A 20,838-nucleotide genomic window follows, 5' to 3' on the forward strand; every position below is an offset into this window, starting at 1 on the left:
ATGGTCAATCCAGTCTGTTACTGCGCCACGTGATTTGGTGAGCAGCCAAGGTGGTCCCGCAAGATGAATGCGGGTCAGTTCGCGGCTTCCTTGACAAGCGCTGCGATCGAGTTTCCGGATTTCCGGATCGCCGTCATCAACTGCGCCTCCGAAAGCTTGAGGCGCTTGCGTAGCACCTTTACCTGAACCTTGTCCTTCAGATCGATGGCATTGCGGAACGAGGCAGCCTTGCGCCGGAACATCGCGTTGTCTTTCGATGGAGGGTCAAGCTGTACCCTGCAGTGGGTACCGACGTGCCGGAAGGCGATGGAGCGGCTGCCAGAGCTTTACTAAAACCGTCGTTTACAGATGAGCAACGCTTGGCGCCTGCCGATGTTCCCGCCTTCCCAGGCGTTCTTGCAGTCGCCATCAGCGCGGACGTCTGGCGTCCAGGTGACCGCCCCGCGCCCGGTCCGATCCGCTTCCTCGTGGCATTCCGGAGCGCCTTTGTCTTCCGCGAAACGAGCCACTCCCACGTGATGGCTCGGTCGGAGCGCCCGCGGCGGGAGCAATCGCATTCGGATGCCGGCCCTCACGTGGTCAGTGTCGTCGCCGACGACCTCCAAATGAGGTTGTTTTCCTTCAAACGTCGCCGCAACTGATATAGCTTGCGGTTGTAACGGGGTATCACGGTGTCCACGGCAAGAGAATTCGTAGAGTTTTGGCTGAAGAACAGCGTGCATGCTGACGAGCAATTCAGTGTGCGGCGCGGTCGGCCCGAGATTGAGGAACTGGTCCGACGCTTGTTGACAGCCGCCAAGGATCAAGGCTTCACACAAGAGCAGATCGAGGCGCAGCTGGGCGGCGACATCTACGATTACATCCGCAGCAGTATCGATTCACAGAACGCGCAAGAGACCTCACGATTGAAGCGGGATTCTTGACGCGGCAGACTCCGCCCTGCGGAGACGCCGGGAATTGCCGGCCATCGTCGTTCTCAGGGCAACATTCGCCCAACGGGCCTGAACCTATCTTCCCCCCGGGGAGACAGACCTATAACCGGGATTTTGTTCGTTCCCTCTCGGGGCTGGAGAAGCGCCGTCCGCATCTTTTCAAGTGGGCGGCGTAACTTTTCAGAGCCGGCGCATTGAGTTTCCTCGTCGAAGAAATCGGATGCCTCGTCTGGCACCCTTGTCCGCTCACGGCGTGAACAGGTGCCATGGCCGATCCAGATGAAAGGCAGCTGCGGGCCTTCAGCGCTGTGAAAGAATCCACCGGCTGAAGTAGATCGAATGACTTTAGTGGGCCGTAGCTGGAATTGTCTCGATCACGCACATGTCCTCGCGGCGTATCGTCACAGACCGCCCCGTCTCCCTGGCAATCTTCCAAGCCACCTTCTTTGCGGCATCCTCATCAGTATACTCAAGTATAATGATGCTGCCTTTTCCGTCGAAAGCTACAGGATTCGACACGTTGATGATGATCAGCGGAGCTTTCTGCATCATTGCGATCGCGGAAGGCTGGGGGACATCAGCCACTGTGTGAGGTGAGCGGCCGTTTCATCATTCCGAGCTTTCCTCAGCAGTGCTTCTCGCACTCGCCCCGGAGGCAACTGCCTCGCCTGCGTCCTGAGTGCTTTGGCTTCTTGGCTAAGACGTTCTTCGAGTGAATGAATCTGCTTAAATCGCCGCCGCCGTTGCTTCATCGCTCCTCTCCAACGACTTTGCCAACCAAAAACGGAATGCATAACATTCCTGAAGTAGCATGGTTCCTATCGATCTGGCTTGGAGCTCAAGTTGATCTGACGATCTCCGGCAATGTTCGGCCAGCTTGGCGAACCGAACAATGGCGCGTCGTTCCGTGGGTCACAATGAGGCGCGGGCTCGCTAAGCCTTGTTTTCGGAGATTCCTTCCCCACCTGCCATAAGGGTCGTCGCAAAGGAGCGCATTTCGAATGAAGATCAATGTCGGATTCGAAATGCTCTACGATTTTCCGCAGCCGACCCCGATGATCATGGTGTTGGGCACTCACTTTTCTCGCGCGTCAGATGTCATCGTCCCGGATTCCCTGACAACCGAGCCTTCGGTGCCGATTACGCCGTACCGTGACCTGTTCGGAAATTGGTGCAGCCGGATCGTTGCGCCTGCCGGGCGAATACGTCTAGCAGCCGACGGTTGCGTGCGCGACAGCGGGCTGCCCGACCCGGTGTCTCCATCGGCTGGACAACACGCAGTAGAGGACCTGCCTGCTGATACCTTGGTCTATTTGCTCGGAAGCCGCTATTGCGAGACAGACCGGCTCACCGACATTGCCTGGAACTTGTTTCAAGACACGCCGCCAGGTTGGGCGAGAGTGCACGCAATCTGTGAATTCGTGCATCGTCATATCAGCTTTGGATACGAACATGCGAAATCCACCAAGACGGCATTCGAGGCATATCGAGAGGGTAAAGGCGTGTGCCGCGACTACGCGCATTTGGCCATCGCGTTCTGCCGCTGCATGAATATCCCGGCGCGTTACTGCACCGGCTATCTGGGCGACATGGGCACTCCAAAACCCTGGGCCGCAGGCGATTTCGCCGGCTGGTTTGAAGCTTATCTCGGGGGCAGGTGGCACACCTTTGATCCCCGCAATTTCGTGCCGCGGATCGGCCGCGTCTTGATTGCGCAGGGGCGTGACGCCGCCGATGTTCCGATCACCCAAACATTCGGGCCGAACTCCCTGATCAGCTTCAGAGTGTGGACGGACGAGGTCGCCGGGTAACCGACAGCCCGACCTTGAGCAGATAGTCGATATCGCCCCGGCCACATCGCTGCGCAGGCGCCCGGGATCGCAATGGAGCTCAGGTTTGCGCGAGCGCGGAGAGGTAAGTTCGGGCAGCGACTTAGCACGACTGCGTTCTTCCTGATAGCGTGAACGCCCAATTCGAGGCGCGTATGTCCTCGCTCAAGCTCGATACCCGGATGCAGTCACCTCCGCTCGGACCCTTCCTTGGGCTGGGCCAGGCGGCCCCCGACGCGCTCACTTGGCCGTCTACGCCTGCGACATCGACTTGCCTCATCATCCGGGTCAACCGATGCGCCGTCGAACTCCTGGGCCGCTCCCAGGGCTGCTCGATCCGCGTCGGTACCCACTCGCATTGGATGCACGTAGCGAAGAAATGCTGACGCAAAGTCGCTCAAAAAGGGATGCTGATGCCGGGAGTCGTAGAACGAAATAATGTGCACATCCGCGGCAGCGGCGAAAAAAGCGATGATGTTTGCCCATGGCTTCGGCCGCGACCAGAATATGTGGCGGTTCGTGGCACCTGCTCTTGAGAGCAACTTCCGCACGATCCTGTTTGACCAGGTCGGAGCAGGCGGCTCGGACCTCAGCGCCTACGACAGAAACAAGTATTCGAGCCTGTCGGGCTATACGTCCTGACCGTGGCCGGACGCATCTACTACGAAACTCATATCGCTCCGCTGTTGCGAATCCAGGGCACTTTCGAGGAGTTCGCCATCGACGTTCTCAGGGCGGACGGACAGCCGCTGCAGATGATCGCCAACGCGGCCGAGCGACGCGATGCCGAAGGCAAGCCGCTCGCCATCCGCCTGGCGCTCATCAGAGCGACCGACCGACGCCGTTACGAAAAGGAGCTACTCGGAGCCCGAGAGCTCGCAAAGGTAGCGGAAAGCGTTGCGGAAGAGAACTCCGGCGCGAGCATGAAAGTTCTGAGCTGCGCGAACAATTCATCGCGGTGCTCGGTCACGATCTCCGCAACCCCCTCGCCTCGATCAGCGCAGGCGCGCGCATTCTCGACCGTTCGGTACAAACCGACAAAGAGCATCAGGTGATCGCAATGATGCAGACGACGGTCATGCGAATGGCCGGGTTGATTGACAACGTACTCGATCTCGCCCGCGGCCGGTTGGGCGGGGGCATTGGGCTGGATCGCGATGCGGCAAAGCCCTTGGAGCCGGTTCTCATGGGCACCGTCGACGAACTAAGGCTCGCTTCACCGGGCCGCGTCATCGAGGCCGAATTCAAAATCGGCCGAACGGTGAACTGCGATCGCTCCCGGATCGGACAGCTGCTCTCAAATCTCCTCGGGAACGCTCTGACTCATGGAGCTTCCAACAGATAAGACGAGTTCGAACTCGGGTTGCGAATTCGGGCGAGCCAATCCCGGAAAAGGCCATGGGCAAGCTGTTCGAGCCCTTTTTTCGCGGGAATGCTCACGCCAGCAGGCGAGGACTCGGACTGGGCCTTTACATCGCCTCCCAGATCGCAACGGCTCATGGAGGTGAATTGACCGTTAGCTCGACCGAAGAAGAGACAAGGTTTACGTTCAGGATGCCTCTCCGTCCCGCGACGAGCTGATTCAGCCATTCACGCGTTGGGCAAGACCACGACCTGCTGGCTGGGCCGTCCCCACAAGCGGGATGTTTCGGTCAATGCCCGCCGGCGATTTGGCAAGCATGCTGACGGTCCCGGATCACGGAATTGACACCTGGCATCTCGAACACTGGAAATTGCCGGTCGCTGGGTCAATGCAGATAAAGCCCTTTGGCACATGATCGGCGCGGGTAGCGGTGTCGCCTCTCCTGAAGTCATAGCCATTCGCCTGTGAGAGCCGAGCTACGTCGATCCTTCTGCATCTCGGGCACTGAAGGTCTATCGTCCATTCATCGCGCCCGGTCACTATGGCGTAGCCGGTTTGCCGGGCCAGTACCTCGATTTGGTCGAAATCCAGTCTTTGGCGTCTTTGTCGGTTGCGAAATCCCCGACATGAGAGTCCGGCCCATACCCGGTCGTTACCGAAACGAACCAGCGGCCGCTCGTCATGACCTTGGCTTCAAATCGAGGAAATATGTCCATCGGCACAATATGCGCTCCAGCTCGGCCAATAGCTACTTCCAACTTGGCCTGAAAAGACTGAATCAACCAACGGACAAGAGGATCAACGCGGCGGCGCGACAGATAGCATCGCAAATAGAGCATGATCGCCGTCGATTTGCGCCGTTTCCCGGCTTGTCGCATAACCGTGAGCAACCTCGAGGCTCGCTTCGGAAACGTGCCATTTCCAAAGCGTCGGCTCCAGAGGTGTGAGAGTGACCTCTAGCAAGCGGGGGGTGAAATAGCTCTTCATTCGGCGATTATGCGCTGCAAATCGACGGATTACCAGACTCCAGTTTGCCACGATCAAATCATCGCCTCTCGGGCAATGACGCGTGCGTTGCCGTCAATCCCCTGCGGCACACAAGCGGCCGGGGCCGGTATCGCTCATCCCGTCGCTGTTCACCGATCTCGCTTTGAAGCGCGTGAAGATTTCTCCGGCGTTGTCCTGGAGTATGTGGGGCGATGTCTGCTCCTAGGCCGCAATGCTCAGGCGCTATTCAGGGCTCGTGTAGTCCTCAAGACTGTCAAACCCGCCGAGCTGGACGATCTTTTCGAAGTCGCCGAGCGTGACGACCTGTCGCTTTATATCGAGGATGCCTTGAGTTCGGAACGCTTGGAGGATGCGGTTAATATGCACGACGCTCAATCCTAACGCGTCGGCCAGCTTAGATTGAGTAATTGGAAATTTGAATTGATCGTTGGCCACCAAGCCCATTACTCCAAGTCGCTGGCGCAATTCCGCAACTAGATAGGCCAAACGCCCCGAAGCCGATCGTGTTCCCAGATTGACGATCCATTGCCGGAACAACGCGGCGTCAATAAGCGACTCGCGCCAGAGCGCCCTTGCCAAAACCGGATGCGCATCAAGGATGCGTTCGAGCGCATCGTGATCGATGAAGCCAAGCTCCACTTTCGAGAGGGTCATCAGATCATGGTCCATCCGCTTCAGTGGCAGGCCGTGAAGGTCGGGCATATCACCCGCAATGTGGAACGATAGGATCTGCCGTTTGCCCTCTTCCGAAACTTTGGATCGATACGCAAAGCCGCTCAAGATCACGCAGCATCGAGTGCTAAGGTCCCCCTCGCGAAAGATGGGCGAATCTTCCGGAAAATTCCTGGCCGGGGCGACGATGGACCGGAGCGCTTCGACATCTTCGTTGGATAAATCAGAGTGCTGCCGCAACTTGCGAATCATCATTTCGATGGGCATCTGAGGTTCCTTTCCCAACCTTTCAAAGCAGCTGTCCGGTCCGGCCCGCGAACATACGCTGGAACGGACGCAGATATGAGAAATTATCCAGATCTTCGCCCGCGCCGAAGCGGCTGTGCACGGTCTCGCCGTTGAAGATGACCGACGCCTCCACGTGTCGGCGACTGTGCAGGGGCTTTGATGCCGGAATGATCGCCGACAAAGCAGCTCTCGTCTACCGGTTCGTCGCGGTTTTCGAGTGGGTCGGCTCACACTCTTTCCGCCACCACGCAGCTTCTCCTCCGTATCAGAAGCCATAGCGCGCCGCTCGCGCGCAGAGCGAGAAATCGCCTCTACGATCCGGCTCAAACTTTGAACGGTAGCCTTCGGTGCGCGTTGCTTCTCCGCATGCCGAGCGCGCGGGAAGGTGTCGCTTCGCAGCGGTCCGGTGCGCCTCCCGGTTGGCGGCCAAGCCGACGATCCGCTAGTACTGACCGAGCGCGCGATCAGGGTCTCCGTGGTCATTGCCTTTGCTGATTCAAATTAGGGCAGATTGCTTACGTGCTCGTGCCACTGTTGAGAAAGCTCAAGTGCGGCTCGCATATCTCTCTGTAAGAAAAGGAAACTTGGCGTACCCGACACGATTCGAACGTGTGACCTTTGCCTTCGGAGCAAGATAACGTGCCCATCCGAAAAATGCGATTAGGGCACGCTATTCTACGATATCCGGCTGATGCAACTGGATATTTTCAACAACACAAGCGACGTTCCTATCCGAAAACCCGCACTGATTTTCCCCTGCCTGCTTACGTGCTGCTTACGCGGGAGGTCGCGCCCGGAGTGAAGGAACGTCATGGTCAAGATTACGAAGAGGGTTGTCGAGGCAGCCGAAGCACAGGAAAAAGACTACCTGATCTGATTGCACCCTGACGCGCCAACGGATTTGCTGGGCAGGCGGATCGGAGGCCTGGAGTGGGCGAAAAGGCCACATTTCGAAATCGCTAAACGTTCCGAGTGCAGCGGTCCGGCCTCACCGTGACCTCCGATACCGAGCAAGCTCTCGATAGAGCGCCTCCGGCACGAGGAGGCAACCAACCTCTGTTCGTCGCGCAGGCATTCAGGAACGCTCTGAAGTGGTGCTTGCCATGCGCTTACACCCTTGGCGTTTAGTAGGTTTCCCTCCTTGGCAGTGCCCCGAATCAAGATATCTTCGACAATTGCAGCAGGCTGACGACGGCGTCCAACATAGGTGGTGCCCAATAGCTATGGCGAGATCTGCGAAGCTGTTAGCGATCAAGCGAGGAAAGGTACTCTTGGTACGGCGCAAACGCGACCGACTGTGGATGTTCCCGGGCGGACGAAAGCGCGCACGCGAGAGCGATAAGGACTGCCTGCGTAGGGAGATCAGCGAAGAGCTTCCTAAGCTCAAACTCGGAAAACTTGCGCTCTGGAAAGAGATCAAGGCCAAGAATCGCTTCTCCGGAAGGAAGATGAGCGACGCAATCTTCATCGCGAAGAAGGCGTCTGGCAATCTGACGATTGGCGACAAGAAAGAGATCGATAGAGCTGCATGGCGCAAACCTCGCGGGTTGCAGCTTACGCCCACGTCGCGTTACATCAGAGACGAAATCTTTTCCAAGCGCTAGCGGTAGCACTTATCGTCGTCTGGACGGCATGCTCAACCGCGCTCCAAACGAGGAGCCAACGTCGTCACCTAGCGCGCAAGTTCGAGTGGCTAACCCGCCGAGGCGGCATCTTTGCCATCAGGTGAGCTTTCGTCCGGCTCGACCACGCGGAGACGACTCGGCTGAAGAGCACCTGCGCGCTCCAGCACCGGATAGGCGACAGAGCATATATGCGAGTGGATGCGTTTCAGGTCACGCAGCACGTCGAGATGTAACGAGCTCGATTCGATACTTTCGGGGCGACGCTCGCGCAGTCGTTCCAAGTGGCTCTCGGCAGCGGCCAGCTCCGCCGTGCGCAACGTCGCCTTCTCCGCGATCAGCTGCCGGGCGATCTTCACGTCGCCGGACATGAAAACGCTGAAGGCGAGCTTGAGATTACTCATGACCTCCTGGTGAAACGTCTCCAGTTCTGAAACGCCTTGTTTGGAGAAGGCAAGCTTCCGCTTGATTTTCTTCTGGGCGAGTTCCATCAGATTCTTGTCGATGATGTCGCCGATGTGTTCCAGGTTGATGGAGAACGCGATGATCTCCATCGCACGGTGACCGTCCCGCTCATCCAGGCTCTCTCGTGTGAGCCGGGTTACATACAGCTTCACCGCCTCATCGAGCTTGTCGACCGTGTCGTCCATCCGGCTGACTTCAGCGACAAGCCGGCGATCATCGCTCATCAGTGCCGTCATGGCTTGAAGCAGCATGCTCTCGACGATGTCGCCCAGATGAAGGACCTCACGTTCTGCGCACGCGAGCGCGATCGGCGGCGTGCCGAGGACGGCCTCATCGAGATAGAGTGGGCTCGCGGGATTGTTGGGTTTCGCCCGTTCCGGCAGGAACCGGATCAAGAGCGAAGCCAGCCAGCCCAGTGGAAGGATGAAGACGATCGCCATTAGCAGGTTAAGTGCGGTGTGGAAGTCCGCCGTCATGCGTGACGCGTTGGGTTCGAACCGGCTGAGGGCGTCAGCAATCGGATGCAGGAACGGTAATGCGAGCGCGCACCCGACCAGGCGATTGAGGAGGTTGCCAAACGGCAAGCGATAGCTGGCTGGGTTGCTGCTGTCGCTGCCTTCGATGACGGGGTTGATGGCGCTTCCGAGATTGGCGCCAAGAGTCAGGGCGAGTGCTGCCACCGGCGTGATAAAGCCAGAGTACGCCAGCGACATGATCAGTAACACGACCGTGACACTGGAATGGGCGACCCAGGTCAGTACACTGGCCATCAGGACACAGAGCAGGGGGTCGCCAGTGATCGCGGCAAGAAGCGTTCGAACCGCCGGCGCATCCTCCGCCGGCGCCAGCGTGTCGAGCAGGATATGGAGCGACAGCAGCATGAGCCCGATCCCGATCGCCACGCGCCCAAGATCGCGCGTACGCGTCTGGCTGCCACGCTTGAAGGCAATGACGCCGACCAAAAAAAGCAACGGCGCTATCGCAGTCACATTGAAGGAGAGAACCTGAACAATAAGCGTCGTGCCGACGTTCGCGCCCAGCATGATGGCAAGCGCGGGGACCAGATCGACGGCGCCGCCGGTGACGAATGAGGCGGTCATGAGCCCGGTCGCGGTGCTGCTTTGCAGGAACGCCGTGACGGCAAGTCCAGCAAGGAAGGCCAAGAAGCGGTTGCGCAGCGCGGTCCCGAGGAGGCGCCGCAGATCAGATCCGAAGGCCCGGACGATACCGCTATGGACCATATGCAGGCCCCACAGCAGCAGCGCAACGCCTCCCAGGAGATCGAGGAGCACCATGCTGCTCAACTTTTCCTCCCTTCGTTCCACAATCCGAGTATGGGAACGGACCCAGCCTCTTGAACCGGGCATTTGGCAAGATGATATCGCGGCTGACCGCCGAATTGCACGATAAATCCGCAGCTTGGAGCTTGGTCGCGTCGATTTCGGCGTATCTGAGCTACGTCCGGTTATCCGTGACTTGGGGTTGATCGATCACTCCGGATCTGTTCGCGCACAGGTGTGTGTACTGCCCCATCATCCCAGCATCGACTTCCAGGAGTTCATGATCGTGCGCCCACGGCGCACCGAACTTTGCCGAGGCGCGCTTCGCTACGGCGCGGAGACGTTCCACGCACTCCACGACCTCCTGCACAACGCCGGATATTCGACCGCGGTCGGCGACGAGGGTGGGTTTGCGCCAAACCTGAAGTCGATCGAGGAAGCCTGTGAATTGATCGTCGCCGCGGTCCGGAAGGCGGGCCTGCGCCCCGGCGGCGACGTCGCGAGTGCGCTCGACCGAGCAGCAACCTCTTTCGCCGAAGACGGCCGGTATGTCTTTGCCAGATAGGGCAACAAGATCCTCTCGCGCGACGAGCTGCTCACTCTCTACAGCCGCCTTGTTGACGTCTATCCGATCGTTTCGATCGAGGATGGGTTTGCTGAGGACGACTGGGACGGCTTTTGCGGACAAACCGCTGCTTGAGGCGATCGGATACAGATCGTGGGCGACGATCTCTACGTGACCAATCCTCGTTTTATCCAAAGGGGGCATCGAGGGCGGTGCGACCAATGCGGTCCTCATCAAGTTAAACCAGATCGGCACCGTGACGGAAACAATCAAGGCTGTTCAGATGTGTCGGGACGCAGGCTGGGCTTACGTAATATCTCATCGGTCTGGCGAAACCGAGGACACTTTTATTGCCGATTTCGCGGTCGCGATGGGCGGCGGACAAATCAAGGCTGGATTCCTTTCGCGGAGCGAACGACTCGCAAAATACAATCGCTTGCTCGAAATTGAGCGCGAGCTGGGACCCGCGGCAATATATGAGAGTCCTTTTCTGAAGCATGGAGTCGGGCGTCATGGCGATACCCCAAGATGAGCCTCGTACATCTCAATTGCAGGCTGGCCCTCCGCATTACAGTCCTTGTCCTTTGACCGGTCTCGCCACGCCGAGCTCATCATGACGGTTCGCAAGTCCGACGCCGCAGTCAGCCTCATCACGGACGGTGACGTCGCTGGCGTCATCCATACGGCCGACCCCGACAATACGGGTATCGACATCTACATGGGCATCGGCGGAGCGCCAGAGGCTGTGCTCGCCCCGGCCTCGCTGCGCTGCAGTCGGGGGCAGATGCAAGCTCGCCTTGTTCTCGATGAGGTGGATGCCCGGGCACGCGCGGCCGATATGGGTGTCGTGGATCCCGCAAGAAACACCAGATCGAAGACATGGTCAGCGGCGACTGCCTGTTTGCGGTATCCGGGTTCTGTTTCCCAAGTGCTGAGAGTGCGCCAACTTATGACGCCAGCGGATGATCAGTCGTTGGCCGAGGCGAGGTCCTGATCAATCTGCAGTCGCTCGAACCAGGACGCCCGCTCACGTAAATCGCCGAGCCGCGCTTGAGCCTCGGAGCGGACGCGCTTCGATTCGCTGCGCAAGGCGACTCGGCACGCCAACAGCGACAGTTGGAGGTCCGAATTCGTCATGAACGAACGCAGTTGTTCGAAATCCTTTGAGTTGAGCCTAGCTTCTCCGAGCAAGAGCAGCAGGCTCCGGCACTTCCGAAGTTGGGATTCTGAGGGGGATTCGTAAACTTAAAGCGAGCTATGGCGTTCAGAAGGACCGGGTGTGCCTCAGGTCCGAACGAGGCTAGCGCTACTTCCGCCGTCTGACGAACTTCATCTTCACTTAGTGCATCGATAAGGACGGATATTGTGCTGGGCTGCCGAAACGTCGCCAATGCGGCGATGAGCCCATTGAGCGGATGCATCTTGGCGAGTCCGGAAAGGAGTTCAAGCGTGTTGTTATCCTTCCTCCGTGCGATCGCCCGTGCCGCCGCACTGACCACCACGTCATCCCCCAGCCCTTCGACGGCATCGCCGTTGCGAGGCTTGCGCTTGGCCTTCTCGGCGCCTTCGATGTCCTCGAAGAGTTTCTGCAGGGGTTATCGGCCAGGAGGCTATTAAAGGCGAACTCCACCACCTGCGAAGAAAATAGGCTGCAACTCGGCACGATCAAGATATCGGGCACGAAACCGAGCAGGCCGCTCAACTTTGTCACCAATATGGTCTATTCTGAAAGCGTATATCCGCGCGGCGGTGGAGTTCGCTTGGAACGCCCGATGGGTCAATGACTCCTGCAAGGTCAAACCTTGGTGGGAGATCCAAATGGCTGGGTACGAGAGGCGCGGCGGAGCGTTCTGCAGAAAACAACACGGAACTATCCGGGTGAAGCAATGAGCACCGCTTCGCAACACAGCCGCGTCGCCCTCCGGCTTATTGTTTTGATCGGCATATTGAGCTTCTTTGCCGACTTCACCTACGAAGGTTCTCGAAGTATCGTCGGTCCTTACCTGGCGAGCCTTCAGGCAAGCGGAACGATCGTCGGCATCGTCAGTGGCCTAGGCGAACTGCTTGTCTATTGCCTCCGGCTATTTTCGGGGCGCATTGCCACAGGCGATGCCCCGGCCGAGATTCAGAAGCCGCAGTCTCTGTAGTCTTTTCTGGCGAACCGGAAATGCGAGCCGACGGCGATAAAGTCAATATCCAGACATTGATTTCCTCGGCGATATTCGCCCAAACCGTCGCATCGAAGATATTCGAGATTTATCCGCCAGCGCTTCTCCTGCGGCGAGTAAGTTGCAAAATCATTCTGAGCGCTGGCAGGCCCCTTGCAGATGGCAGCGATGTATTGTCGGATTTCGGCGGGCAGATCGTCGATATGATGAGGATTCCAGGGATCATTCTTGGTGACGGCGCTGCCCTTGGCACCGGCCGTCGCCACACTGCAAAGCAGAAAGAAAAGAGCCAACAACGAGGTTCGCATGGTCATTCGGCACTCCTCAGTAAGTGGCTTCTGATCGTGCGGTTTATTTGCCCCCTGAGATCTCTTGTCCTCGGCAGGAGAGAGTCCTAATCCCGACGAAACTTTGGACCTCCCCGCAGGTGCTGAACCAGCGGGTCATCTCGAGGCCGTCGTTGCTATTCCGGAGATCAGCGAGATAACCAGCACGAGAGACAGGCCACAAGCGCGGAAGTTCACTGTGCCTTGCAAATCGGCGTTGGCAGTTGCGCCGGTGCCGGATGCTCCTTCTTGTACTGAGCCAGGATCGGCTCAAGGGATTCTCTTGGCCAAAATTTCGGAAGGCGGATTTCGTTCAAACAGGAAGCGTTCCAATATAGTCCCATGCCGGTTAGTGACCGGCCGGCCGCAACCGCTCGCGCGACGGCCTCGATGTCGGCAGAGTCAGGATAGATGTAAAGCGTCGTCGGATTATCTTTCACCATCGCTATGATTTGGCCGGCGTCCGATGGCGACCAACTGGTACAACCGTTGCTGCGGCCCCCAGCGTAATTCTCTAGCACTCCAAAAGGAACGTAACCGTCGTGGTTTGCGTGCGGACTGCGTGGATCCTTTCGAAGACAGACGTTTCTCAACAACTCGGCCGGGTGCCCGCCGATCTCGCGCTGTCGGGCATTTGCGGTCTCGCCCTCACCATCAAACTGAACAAACGAGCGTATCAGAACCGCGTCTTGTTTCGCCGAGATACGGTAGTAACCTTTGAAAGACGTCTTCGTCTCGCCGGTGACATAGGCCCCGCCAGTCGTCAGAGTTGAATCCATCGCATTGCCGAAGTTCTTCGCGCACCGTCTTCCGTTCGCGAAATCTGCGACCCCCTTCAAATCGCGACCGCCGCCGTGACCCGCCGAAATCGCGCGAAACGATCTCTTGGATTCGCAAATGACGTAGAACCGGCCCCCCAATCTGCCATCGCTTAGATCGTTGGGACGCGTCGCGTCCATGGCGAAGTAGCAGGGATTTTTAACCGCGCCTTGGCTCACCTTTTGCTGGTAAAGCGCGCGCGCCCTCTGCAAGACCACTTTTGCGATTTGACCTTCGCCTTCTCCGACATGGGCTCTCAGCCAAGCCGGAACATCCGACGATTGCTCCGCGGCAAAAGACCTTGGCGACGCCAATGAAGCGATGGTGATAGTGAACAGGCCGCAGAACAGAACGATGGACCTTAACCGCACCGGATCAATTCTCCCATTTCGAACCGTTTGCCCGCAAGTTCAAGGATCGCAGTGTATTCAACCGTTCGCGCCGGATCTCGCGGCCGGACAACCGGCTACTCCATAAGGGCGCTCGCAATCGTTCTGATATTGTGCCTGACCATCTCGATGTAGGTCGGAGCCTCGCCATTCTTCGCTGTCAGGCTATCCGAATAAAGCGTTCCGCCGATTGCCACTCCAGTCTCGGAGGCAAGCTGGCGCATCAGTCTGGGATCGCTGATGTTTTCCAGGAAGACCGCTGGAATCTTCTCTTTCATGATCTGCGTGATGATGGTTGCGATATCCCGCGCGCTCGGCTCGGTTTCGGTCGAAACGCCCTGCGGCGCCACGAACGTGATGTCATAGGCAGCGGCGAAATAACCGAAGGCGGCGTGAGTTGAGATCACCTTGCGCCGCTCGACAGGGATCGGCGTGAGCGCCTCGCGAACGTCGTGATCGAGTGCCCCCAGCTTGGCCAGATAGGCCGATGCGTTGGCTTTAAACGTTGCAGCGTCGGCGGGATCGGCGGCCACCATTGCGTCGCGGATATTGGCGACATAGATCTCGGCGTTCGCAAGGGATTGCCAGGCGTGCGGATCCAGCGACCCTGCGCCGCGATCACGACTCAGTATCTCGCCCGCAACGACCTTTCGCGGTACGATGCCGTAGGTTGCGACGACGGTGGTCGCATGGCCGCCTGACGATTCGACAAGGCGCGGCACCCAGCCCTCCAGGCCAAACCCATTGACGATTACAGGTCCGGCATTCCTGATCGCCTCCGCATCGGCGGTCGTCGGCGTGTAGACGTGGACGTCCGCGTTGGGACCGACCGGCGTCGTGACGTCGACCCGATCACCCCCAACGTTCCTGGCGAAATCACCGAGAATCGAAAACGTTGCCACCACCTTTAACTTCGTTGCCCCTTGCTGCGCAGACGCGGGCAGGATCGACGCGGACGCAAGGCCAACCAAGATCAGCAGAAACCGTCGAAGGCAGATCTTCTGCCAGACGGGGATGTCGTGTGTCGATCGACAGGCCAAGTCGAAATGAAACCGCCGCCGCGGATTGGCAAGTATTGGAGTGTCACGACACAGCTGGAACAAGAGCGCCGCTCCGAATTACTTGATCTGACGGTCCTTGCGTCGTCTCCCTACTGAAAGTAATGTTATAACGTTACATCGGAGATCGCAATCAAGTCGGGGTGGCATTTCACACCAATTGCTGAGTGTCTGCTCGATCCGGACGCGAAGCTCACCAGGCGTTGATCAGCGATCGCCATGATACGGCGAAAGCGCCGCCTACAAAGCGCGAGGAGAAACATCACCATGGCTGATGCTGCACCTCAGATTCCCGTCACGGTTCTGACCGGCTATCTCTGCTCCGGGAAGACCACGCTGCTGAACCGCATTCTCTCCGAGACGCACGGCAAGCGGTTTGCGGTGATCGTGAACGAATTCGGAGAGGTCGGAATCGACAACGATCTCATCGTCGACGCGGACGAGGAGATTTTCGAGATGAACAACGGCTGCATCTGCTGCACGGTCCGCGGCGATCTCATTCGCATTATCGCGGGGCTGATGCGGCGCAGCCGAACCTTCGACGGCATTGTCGTCGAGACGACCGGACTCGCAGATCCCGCGCCGGTGGCGCAGACGTTCTTTATCGACGAGGACGTCCGTCGCAAGACGAAGCTCGACGCCATCGTCACCGTCGCGGATGCCAAGCATCTCCTCGAACAGATCGAGCAGGCGCCGGAAGCGCAGGAGCAACTCGCGTTCACCGATATCGTTCTCGTCAACAAGGTCGATCTTGTCGATGCGAGCGGCCTCGCAACGGTCGAGTGTCGCATCCGAAAGCTCAACCCGTATGCGAAGATTCACCGAACCGAGCGCTGTGATATCGACCTCGGCCAGGTATTGGGACGAGGCGCCTTCAATCTCGAGCGCATCCTCGAAGTCGAGCCGGGATTCCTCACCGAAGAACACGAGCACGAACACGACGACGGGATCGGCAGCCTGTCCCTGGTGGCGGATCGACCGATGAAGCCCAACAGGTTCGTGCCATGGATTCAGGGCGTCACCCAGCGTTATGGGACGGACATCCTGCGCATGAAGGATATCGCCTCGATAGAGGATGACGATCGGCAGTTCGTCGTTCAGAGCGTGCACATGCTCATTGAAGGCGGCAGTCGGCGTCCCTGGAAGGAGCAGGAGCCCCGCCAGACCCGGCTTGTATTCATTGGTCGTGACCTGCCAAAGGACCTGCTCAGACAAGACTTTGAAGCTTGCTGCGCCTGAGGAAACGCAATTGGGCGAGATCGTAGGATTTATTTCGAAATCCGAACGCGAACGGCTTCGCTTAATTCGCGAAGCTCGGGCGATATATGACAGCATCTTTCCACCGACCGACGCGGTCAGTGAGCGGCCGCATGACACGCCCGGCAAGAGTGACACAACCGGGCTGAAAGGGACTGCTCCCTCGAAAGGAAACGTCTGAGTGATGCGCTCATAGCCCTTCGATCCGCCATATTTTCCTCGTCCATTGCAGAATGGTCGCCAATACCGCGCGGCAATTGCGCGCGTTTGGCCGATGGCGGTAGTTTCGGGGCGAGGGAAGTCAGAAGGGGAACGGCTCCTTGGCAGGGGCGAAAACGATGTCGGCACGGTCCTTCACCCGGCGATGCGGAGCCTATCTCGCGCTGGCGGCGCTTGGGCTGCAGCTCGTGCTGTCATTCGCGCATCTTCACAAGCATGATCTTGCTGTCCCGAGGATAGACCGCACCGATATCGTCGGCGTCACGCACGCCCGGTCAGGCTTGCATTTCGCGGAGCGGCTTCCGCCGCGGCTCGCCGATGATGATGACAACTGCCCAATCTGCTTTTCGGGCTTCCTGCTGTCGACTTCCTCACTACCCGATGCGCCGTCAAGCCTGTATCCGTTGCAATTCGCCGAGATTGATTGCGCGTTCCATCCAGTTTCCGATCGAATCATTAGACCGCGTCACGCGGCATTCCGGTCACGCGCGCCCCCCACCGTCTGACGCCTTGCTGCTTTCGTGCGTCCGCGGGATACGTACTGCGAGCGCGACGCAAGGCGCACGCGGCAACCGGTGCGCTATCACACTCTGATGCGCATTTGAGACCGCCGTCCCCGCATGTTGCGGGTGCCCTTATTCCTCGATTCGGCAGATGGACCATGATCGAACGCGCATGTTGCTGCTGCACGATCCTTCTCTTGTTGTTATCTATCAACCGCGCGGAGGCACATCCCCATGTTTGGGTCACGTTCCACAGCGAAGTGGTCTATGCCGCCGATGGCAGCATGACCGGCGTCCGCCACGATTGGACCTTCGATGACATGTTTTCCGCCTATGCGCTCCAAGGCATCTCGCATGCCAAAAAGGGCCAGTACACGCGGCAAGAACTGGCCGCGCTTGCACAGACCAACGTGGATTCGCTGAAGGAATACGACTACTTCACCTATGCACGCGCCGACGGCAAGAAGCTGAAGTTTGCGGACCCGGTCGACTATTGGCTCGAATACAAGGATGCTGCGTTGACGCTGCATTTCACCCTGCCACTGAAAACACCTGTCTCAGCCAAGGCTATGAAGATCGAGGTCTACGACCCCTCGATCTTCGTGGATTTCGAATTCGCCAAAGATACGCCAGTTTCCTTAAGCGGTGCGCCGCAATGCCTCGCGACCTACGATCTGCCGCACCAGCCGACGCCGACCGAGCAGGCGCGGCTCAGCGAGCTCGACGCCGTGCCGCTGGATCCCTCCAGCACCTATGGAGAAATCTTCGCCAACAAGATCCTGGTGAAATGCCCATGATCAAATCGCAGACCATCGCCTTGACTGCGCTAACGGCGATCTTCATTGCCTGCACAATGGGTATCGTGTCGGCGTGGAGCGCGCCGTTTGGCGCGCCCCATTTGGCAAGTGCCGCGTCCACATCCGGACTGATGGGCTGGATTTTCGCGGAACAGGCCGCCTTCTATCGTTCTCTCTCGGGCTTCATCCGAGCCGCCAAGGAGGACGGGGCCGCGATGTGGGAGCTGTTCGGTGTTTCCTTCGTCTATGGCGTTTTTCATGCTGTGGGTCCGGGGCATGGCAAAGCAGTGATCTCCTCCTACCTCGTCGCCAATGAGGAGACCTGGCGCCGCGGTGTTGTGCTGTCATTTGTGTCTGCAGCCATCCAATCGGTCGTTGCTATCATTGTCGTGGCCATCGCTGCGGCTCTGCTCGGCGCAACCGCCAAGGTGATCGGGCTAACCGTCCACCTGGTCGAGATCACCAGCTATGCTCTCGTTACCCTGATCGGTCTCAGGCTTTTCTATGTCAAAGGTCGCTCTTTCCTGATCGCCTGCCGTGAATTGACCTGGCGTCGCGCGCCCGAGCTTGCTTTTGCTTCGGCTACGGGTGCCGGGACTTTGCGTACTCAAACCGTTCAGTTGCCAGGCCGGGCGTTCGGTGCGATGGCCATGCGCGGCGGGCGATGCATGATCGATGGATGCGCTGTGCACAGCTTTCATTGCCACGACGACCATCACGAGTCGGCTTGGGGACATGCCCATGGGCCCGGGCCGGCGGAGCTCGCCGGCGCGGGCGGCTGGCGCCGAGGCCTGTCCGCCGTCATCGCGGTTGGACTGCGGCCCTGTTCCGGCGCGATCATCGTGCTCATCTTCGCGCTGGCCCAGGACCTGTTCTGGACGGGTGTAGGCGCGACGCTGATCATGGGATTGGGCACCGCCGCGACTGTAGCGGCAATCGCAATCGTCGCGGTCAGCGCACGCGGGCTCGCAAATCGCGTCGCCCGGACGCGGGCAGGGTTCGGCATGCTCGCGATGCGCGCGATCGAAGCGGGCGCCGCGACACTTATCGTCGCCTTTGGCATAATGCTGCTGGCGGGCTACATGGCCAGCGAGCAACTCTGGATGTTCACCGGGTAGGCCTGACGCCAACCGGTTTCGAGAGTCCCCGACCGCTGATCAGGCGGAGGACTTTCCAATCGATTCAATAACTCGACACTCGGCTACTCGGCCTCCTCGGCACGATTTCAACATCCGCATCAGCTCTCGCCGTAGCGCCGTCAATCGCGCGATCTTTTCTTCGATTTCAGCCAGGTGTTCGCGAGCGAGAGCATCGACTTTCGTCACACCGCCGATCGGGCTCGTCCTGCAACCTCAATAATTTTCGGATGGTGTCAACTTCGAAGCCAAGCTCGCGAGCGTGCCGGATAAACGTGAGTCGCCTGATCGCGTCCTCGGAATAGCGGCGGCGATTGCTTTCTGAGCGGCCAGGTGCCGGCAACAAGCCGATTTCTTCATAGTAACGGATTGTCGGAACCTTGATCATGGTTCGCCGGGCCGCATCACCGATCGACCACATCTCCGACATCTTCCTCTTGCTCCTCTAGTCACTAGAGGTTCTATACTATCGTCTCCGGAGGAGAGCACAATCGGGTCTCGGTATGGCTGACCATTGTCATGATGACTGTTGCGCTGACGCGGACGCTTCGACGTTACCAGCCTGGCGACGCGCGCTGTGGATTGCGCTCGCGGTCAACGCCGGGATGTTCGCCGTCGAGATCGGCGCCGGCTTGGTAGCCGGCTCCAGCTCGCTTCAAGCAGACTCTCTCGACTTTCTCGGTGATGCCGCGAACTACGCAATCAGCCTCAGCGTGACCGGCTTGATGCTAAGCTGGCGGGCGCGTGCTGCGCTCCTCAAAGGGCTCACCTTGTTTGCGTTGGGCGCGTGGGTAGCAGCAACGACCATCGTCCACGCCTATCATGGGATTCTGCCGAGGGCCGAGCTCATGGGGGCGGTAGGCTTGCTCGCTCTAGCTACCAACGGCGCCGTCGCACTCATGCTATATCGCTTCCGCAGCGGCGACGCGAACATGCGATCCGTCTGGATATGTTCGCGTAACGACGCAATCGGCAACGTCGCGGTCCTCCTGGCTGCGATCGGTGTATTCGGCATCGGGACCGGCTGGCCAGACGTGATCGTTGCCTCGATCATGGCTATCCTCGCGCTTTCAGGCGGCTTTCAAATCGTACGCCATGCCGCCGCAGAACTTCGCAGCGAGCCACGGGCGTCACAGATGGGCGGAAGGGCGCTGTGAGGCATTTGGCGATCGCGGCAGCACTCGTGACCCTGCCCGCAGCCTGCTTTGCAGAGGAGCTTGAAACCACGCACCTGTTCGGCTTCACGCTGGGCAGCGACGTGAACGCCGTCGGCGAAAGGGAGGCCGAGAGCGAGAGCACCGCCCGGCTTGGGAAGGGCGCCGGCTCTTACACCGCACTGTCGCAGCAACTCTCGGTCAAGTTCATCCCGTTTCAGGATTTCTCGATTGAACCTGGAGTAGGCGCAGCGTATCACGGCATATCTGTAGTCCCCGGCCTCGACGACCTGCACGAGACAGCCATCGACACGCTATCGCTGGAGATGCGGTATCGCGTTCTTAATCGCGAGCGGGCGCCCTTCGGGCTGACCCTCGGCGCCGATCCGCAGTGGGGCCGCGTCGACGACCTCACCGGAGAGCCAGTCGATAGATACGGCACCGATTTCTGGATTATCGCAGACAAAGAACTTGCACCCGATCGCATTTTCGCGGCGCTCAATCTTTTCTACCAGCCCGAGGCGCTCCGCTCGCGCCTGACGGGCCTTTGGGAGCAGCAATCTCAACTTGGAACATCCGCGGCGATGGCGGTGCAAGTTTATCCGGGCGTTCTGATCGGTGCAGAAGCGCGCTACATGCGGAGTTATGCGAGCCTCAGTGTTGACGCCTTCGTGGGAACTGCGCTCTTCGTCGGTCCTACATTTTATGCACGGCTTTCTGAACGCGCATGGCTTTCAGCGGCGTGGAACGCTCAAGTTGCTGGCCGAGCCGTCAACGCTCCGGGCTTGTTGGACCTTACCAACTACGAGCGCTATCAGGCTAAGCTCCGGTTTGGGTATAATTTTTGATCACCACGAGTGGTTGCTGCAATTCATCCTTTACTGCAAAACCATCGCCTCTCAGATCGGCGAGCTAACGCCCAACATCGTCCTCTGCCAAGATATCGGCACTACGCGACGATCTTCATTCGGATTGTTTACTCGCGCGA

Annotated in this window: 25 protein-coding genes and 4 pseudogenes; 19 read left to right on the top strand and 10 right to left on the bottom strand. The window is 58.9% G+C overall.

All coding sequences use genetic code 11. From position 1 onward, the window contains the following. Window positions 1–74 precede the first annotated feature (74 nt). Complete coding sequence (locus CWS35_RS07980) at window positions 75–242, bottom strand: DUF3606 domain-containing protein (protein ID WP_100951604.1); 168 nt, start codon at window positions 240–242, stop codon at window positions 75–77. A gap of 429 nt (window positions 243–671) precedes the next feature. Here CWS35_RS07980 and CWS35_RS07985 point away from each other — a divergent pair, with 429 nt between their 5' ends. The 6 genes and pseudogenes from CWS35_RS07985 to CWS35_RS39995 all read left to right on the top strand — a co-directional run bounded on the left by CWS35_RS07985 (window position 672) and on the right by CWS35_RS39995 (window position 4,342). Next, window positions 672–923: a hypothetical protein gene (locus CWS35_RS07985; protein WP_100951605.1), complete on the top strand. Its 252-nt coding sequence runs from the start codon at window positions 672–674 to the stop codon at window positions 921–923. A 1,010-nt stretch (window positions 924–1,933) separates the two neighbouring features. Next, window positions 1,934–2,743 carry a transglutaminase family protein gene (locus CWS35_RS08000; RefSeq protein WP_100951608.1) on the top strand — a complete coding sequence of 270 codons (810 nt, stop codon included), beginning with the start codon at window positions 1,934–1,936 and terminating at the stop codon, window positions 2,741–2,743. Window positions 2,744–3,174: 431 nt separating this feature from the next. After that, window positions 3,175–3,394, top strand: a pseudogene (locus CWS35_RS08005) (alpha/beta fold hydrolase); the annotation flags it as partial. A gap of 11 nt (window positions 3,395–3,405) precedes the next feature. Next, entirely contained in the window at window positions 3,406–3,816 is a 411-nt protein-coding gene (locus CWS35_RS39985; protein WP_245439139.1) for a hypothetical protein, read from the top strand. Further along, on the top strand, window positions 3,720–4,106 hold the full coding sequence (locus CWS35_RS39990) for a sensor histidine kinase KdpD (RefSeq protein WP_245438906.1): 387 nt from the start codon (window positions 3,720–3,722) through the stop codon (window positions 4,104–4,106). Before CWS35_RS39985 ends, CWS35_RS39990 begins: the two co-directional genes overlap by 97 nt. A 53-nt stretch (window positions 4,107–4,159) precedes the next feature. Next, complete coding sequence (locus tag CWS35_RS39995) at window positions 4,160–4,342, top strand: sensor histidine kinase KdpD (RefSeq protein ID WP_245438907.1); 183 nt, start codon at window positions 4,160–4,162, stop codon at window positions 4,340–4,342. Between the two features lie 580 nt (window positions 4,343–4,922). Here the strand turns inward: CWS35_RS39995 and CWS35_RS38840 are convergent. From CWS35_RS38840 to CWS35_RS38845, 3 genes are all read right to left on the bottom strand, one after another. After that, window positions 4,923–5,111, bottom strand: coding sequence for a hypothetical protein (locus CWS35_RS38840; RefSeq protein ID WP_157817091.1), 189 nt, complete (start codon window positions 5,109–5,111; stop codon window positions 4,923–4,925). A gap of 243 nt (window positions 5,112–5,354) precedes the next feature. Continuing rightward, a complete protein-coding gene (locus CWS35_RS08015; RefSeq protein ID WP_100951609.1) occupies window positions 5,355–6,071 on the bottom strand; it encodes a Crp/Fnr family transcriptional regulator in 717 nt (238 codons plus the stop codon). Window positions 6,072–6,093: 22 nt separating this feature from the next. Continuing rightward, window positions 6,094–6,273 carry a hypothetical protein gene (locus CWS35_RS38845; RefSeq protein WP_157817092.1) on the bottom strand — a complete coding sequence of 60 codons (180 nt, stop codon included), beginning with the start codon at window positions 6,271–6,273 and terminating at the stop codon, window positions 6,094–6,096. A 1,042-nt stretch (window positions 6,274–7,315) separates the two neighbouring features. Between CWS35_RS38845 and CWS35_RS08020 the strand changes: the two genes are divergently transcribed. After that, on the top strand, window positions 7,316–7,696 hold the full coding sequence (locus tag CWS35_RS08020) for an NUDIX hydrolase (protein ID WP_100956138.1): 381 nt from the start codon (window positions 7,316–7,318) through the stop codon (window positions 7,694–7,696). An 89-nt stretch (window positions 7,697–7,785) separates the two neighbouring features. Here the strand turns inward: CWS35_RS08020 and CWS35_RS08025 are convergent, their stop codons facing one another. Then, window positions 7,786–9,474, bottom strand: a complete 1,689-nt coding sequence (locus CWS35_RS08025) for a Na/Pi cotransporter family protein (RefSeq protein ID WP_100951610.1) — start codon at window positions 9,472–9,474, stop codon at window positions 7,786–7,788. A gap of 265 nt (window positions 9,475–9,739) precedes the next feature. Between CWS35_RS08025 and CWS35_RS40580 the strand changes: the two are divergent. The 3 genes and pseudogenes from CWS35_RS40580 to CWS35_RS08035 all read left to right on the top strand — a co-directional run. Next, a pseudogene (locus CWS35_RS40580) lies at window positions 9,740–10,159 on the top strand (hypothetical protein). Window positions 10,160–10,271: 112 nt separating this feature from the next. After that, window positions 10,272–10,556 carry a hypothetical protein gene (locus tag CWS35_RS40585; RefSeq protein WP_371682861.1) on the top strand — a complete coding sequence of 95 codons (285 nt, stop codon included), beginning with the start codon at window positions 10,272–10,274 and terminating at the stop codon, window positions 10,554–10,556. Window positions 10,557–10,583: 27 nt separating this feature from the next. Then, a pseudogene (locus CWS35_RS08035) lies at window positions 10,584–10,939 on the top strand (fructose-bisphosphatase class II); the annotation flags it as partial. Between the two features lie 51 nt (window positions 10,940–10,990). Here CWS35_RS08035 and CWS35_RS38850 read toward each other — a convergent pair. After that, window positions 10,991–11,161: a hypothetical protein gene (locus tag CWS35_RS38850; RefSeq protein WP_157817093.1), complete on the bottom strand. Its 171-nt coding sequence runs from the start codon at window positions 11,159–11,161 to the stop codon at window positions 10,991–10,993. 278 nt (window positions 11,162–11,439) lie between these two features. Between CWS35_RS38850 and CWS35_RS08040 the strand changes: the two genes are divergently transcribed. Together CWS35_RS08040 and CWS35_RS08045 are read left to right on the top strand one after the other, a co-directional pair. Beyond that, a complete protein-coding gene (locus tag CWS35_RS08040) occupies window positions 11,440–11,808 on the top strand; it encodes a hypothetical protein (protein WP_100951611.1) in 369 nt (122 codons plus the stop codon). Between the two features lie 102 nt (window positions 11,809–11,910). Beyond that, window positions 11,911–12,171, top strand: a complete 261-nt coding sequence (locus tag CWS35_RS08045; protein WP_210202774.1) for a hypothetical protein — start codon at window positions 11,911–11,913, stop codon at window positions 12,169–12,171. On the opposite strand, the gene CWS35_RS38855 is transcribed toward CWS35_RS08045, so the two are convergent. The 3 genes from CWS35_RS38855 to CWS35_RS08060 all read right to left on the bottom strand — a co-directional run bounded on the left by CWS35_RS38855 (window position 12,150) and on the right by CWS35_RS08060 (window position 14,724). Then, the gene (locus CWS35_RS38855; RefSeq protein ID WP_157817094.1) at window positions 12,150–12,506 is read right to left on the bottom strand and encodes a hypothetical protein; all 357 of its coding nucleotides are present in this window, start codon (window positions 12,504–12,506) and stop codon (window positions 12,150–12,152) included. The two genes, CWS35_RS08045 and CWS35_RS38855, sit on opposite strands and share 22 nt — an antisense overlap. 206 nt (window positions 12,507–12,712) lie before the next feature. After that, window positions 12,713–13,708: a hypothetical protein gene (locus CWS35_RS08055; protein ID WP_100951613.1), complete on the bottom strand. Its 996-nt coding sequence runs from the start codon at window positions 13,706–13,708 to the stop codon at window positions 12,713–12,715. Window positions 13,709–13,803: 95 nt separating this feature from the next. Further along, complete coding sequence (locus tag CWS35_RS08060) at window positions 13,804–14,724, bottom strand: metal ABC transporter solute-binding protein, Zn/Mn family (RefSeq protein WP_371682862.1); 921 nt, start codon at window positions 14,722–14,724, stop codon at window positions 13,804–13,806. Window positions 14,725–15,051: 327 nt separating this feature from the next. On the opposite strand from CWS35_RS08060, the gene CWS35_RS08065 reads away from it, so the two are divergent. The 5 genes from CWS35_RS08065 to CWS35_RS08080 all read left to right on the top strand — a co-directional run bounded on the left by CWS35_RS08065 (window position 15,052) and on the right by CWS35_RS08080 (window position 18,678). Further along, window positions 15,052–16,023 (top strand): GTP-binding protein, encoded by a 972-nt coding sequence (locus CWS35_RS08065; RefSeq protein ID WP_100951614.1) that lies wholly within the window; start codon window positions 15,052–15,054, stop codon window positions 16,021–16,023. A gap of 10 nt (window positions 16,024–16,033) precedes the next feature. Next, entirely contained in the window at window positions 16,034–16,222 is a 189-nt protein-coding gene (locus CWS35_RS40005; protein ID WP_100951615.1) for a hypothetical protein, read from the top strand. A 157-nt stretch (window positions 16,223–16,379) separates the two neighbouring features. Further along, on the top strand, window positions 16,380–16,766 hold the full coding sequence (locus CWS35_RS38860) for a hypothetical protein (protein WP_157817095.1): 387 nt from the start codon (window positions 16,380–16,382) through the stop codon (window positions 16,764–16,766). Window positions 16,767–16,921: 155 nt separating this feature from the next. Continuing rightward, on the top strand, window positions 16,922–17,560 hold the full coding sequence (locus tag CWS35_RS08075) for a DUF1007 family protein (RefSeq protein ID WP_100951616.1): 639 nt from the start codon (window positions 16,922–16,924) through the stop codon (window positions 17,558–17,560). Further along, window positions 17,557–18,678: a nickel/cobalt transporter gene (locus CWS35_RS08080; protein WP_245438909.1), complete on the top strand. Its 1,122-nt coding sequence runs from the start codon at window positions 17,557–17,559 to the stop codon at window positions 18,676–18,678. The genes CWS35_RS08075 and CWS35_RS08080 overlap by 4 nt, the downstream gene beginning before the upstream one ends. 39 nt (window positions 18,679–18,717) lie before the next feature. Here CWS35_RS08080 and CWS35_RS08085 read toward each other — a convergent pair. Beyond that, a pseudogene (locus CWS35_RS08085) lies at window positions 18,718–19,126 on the bottom strand (helix-turn-helix domain-containing protein). Window positions 19,127–19,199: 73 nt separating this feature from the next. Here CWS35_RS08085 and CWS35_RS08090 point away from each other — a divergent pair. Together CWS35_RS08090 and CWS35_RS08095 are read left to right on the top strand one after the other, a co-directional pair. Next, a complete protein-coding gene (locus tag CWS35_RS08090) occupies window positions 19,200–19,853 on the top strand; it encodes a cation transporter (protein WP_100951618.1) in 654 nt (217 codons plus the stop codon). Between the two features lie 26 nt (window positions 19,854–19,879). Beyond that, window positions 19,880–20,698, top strand: coding sequence for a hypothetical protein (locus CWS35_RS08095; protein WP_157817096.1), 819 nt, complete (start codon window positions 19,880–19,882; stop codon window positions 20,696–20,698). The last annotated feature ends 140 nt before the right edge of the window (window positions 20,699–20,838 follow it).

Origin of the sequence: Bradyrhizobium sp. SK17, from assembly GCF_002831585.1 — a bacterium.
GTDB lineage: Bacteria > Pseudomonadota > Alphaproteobacteria > Rhizobiales > Xanthobacteraceae > Bradyrhizobium.

What these genes read in the sequence shown, in the direction of transcription:
- CWS35_RS07980 (WP_100951604.1), bottom strand. Translation starts at nt 242, where the DNA reads ATGTTCCGGCGCAAGGCTGCCTCGTTCCGCAATGCCATCGATCTGAAG.
- CWS35_RS08000 (WP_100951608.1), top strand. Translation starts at nt 1,934, where the DNA reads ATGAAGATCAATGTCGGATTCGAAATGCTCTACGATTTTCCGCAGCCG.
- CWS35_RS39995 (WP_245438907.1), top strand. Translation starts at nt 4,160, where the DNA reads ATGGGCAAGCTGTTCGAGCCCTTTTTTCGCGGGAATGCTCACGCCAGC.
- CWS35_RS38840 (WP_157817091.1), bottom strand. Translation starts at nt 5,111, where the DNA reads ATGAAGAGCTATTTCACCCCCCGCTTGCTAGAGGTCACTCTCACACCT.
- CWS35_RS08015 (WP_100951609.1), bottom strand. Translation starts at nt 6,071, where the DNA reads ATGCCCATCGAAATGATGATTCGCAAGTTGCGGCAGCACTCTGATTTA.
- CWS35_RS08020 (WP_100956138.1), top strand. Translation starts at nt 7,316, where the DNA reads ATGGCGAGATCTGCGAAGCTGTTAGCGATCAAGCGAGGAAAGGTACTC.
- CWS35_RS08025 (WP_100951610.1), bottom strand. Translation starts at nt 9,474, where the DNA reads ATGGTGCTCCTCGATCTCCTGGGAGGCGTTGCGCTGCTGCTGTGGGGC.
- CWS35_RS38850 (WP_157817093.1), bottom strand. Translation starts at nt 11,161, where the DNA reads ATGACGAATTCGGACCTCCAACTGTCGCTGTTGGCGTGCCGAGTCGCC.
- CWS35_RS08040 (WP_100951611.1), top strand. Translation starts at nt 11,440, where the DNA reads ATGCATCTTGGCGAGTCCGGAAAGGAGTTCAAGCGTGTTGTTATCCTT.
- CWS35_RS08045 (WP_210202774.1), top strand. Translation starts at nt 11,911, where the DNA reads ATGAGCACCGCTTCGCAACACAGCCGCGTCGCCCTCCGGCTTATTGTT.
- CWS35_RS38855 (WP_157817094.1), bottom strand. Translation starts at nt 12,506, where the DNA reads ATGACCATGCGAACCTCGTTGTTGGCTCTTTTCTTTCTGCTTTGCAGT.
- CWS35_RS08065 (WP_100951614.1), top strand. Translation starts at nt 15,052, where the DNA reads ATGGCTGATGCTGCACCTCAGATTCCCGTCACGGTTCTGACCGGCTAT.
- CWS35_RS38860 (WP_157817095.1), top strand. Translation starts at nt 16,380, where the DNA reads ATGTCGGCACGGTCCTTCACCCGGCGATGCGGAGCCTATCTCGCGCTG.
- CWS35_RS08075 (WP_100951616.1), top strand. Translation starts at nt 16,922, where the DNA reads ATGATCGAACGCGCATGTTGCTGCTGCACGATCCTTCTCTTGTTGTTA.
- CWS35_RS08080 (WP_245438909.1), top strand. Translation starts at nt 17,557, where the DNA reads ATGATCAAATCGCAGACCATCGCCTTGACTGCGCTAACGGCGATCTTC.
- CWS35_RS08090 (WP_100951618.1), top strand. Translation starts at nt 19,200, where the DNA reads ATGGCTGACCATTGTCATGATGACTGTTGCGCTGACGCGGACGCTTCG.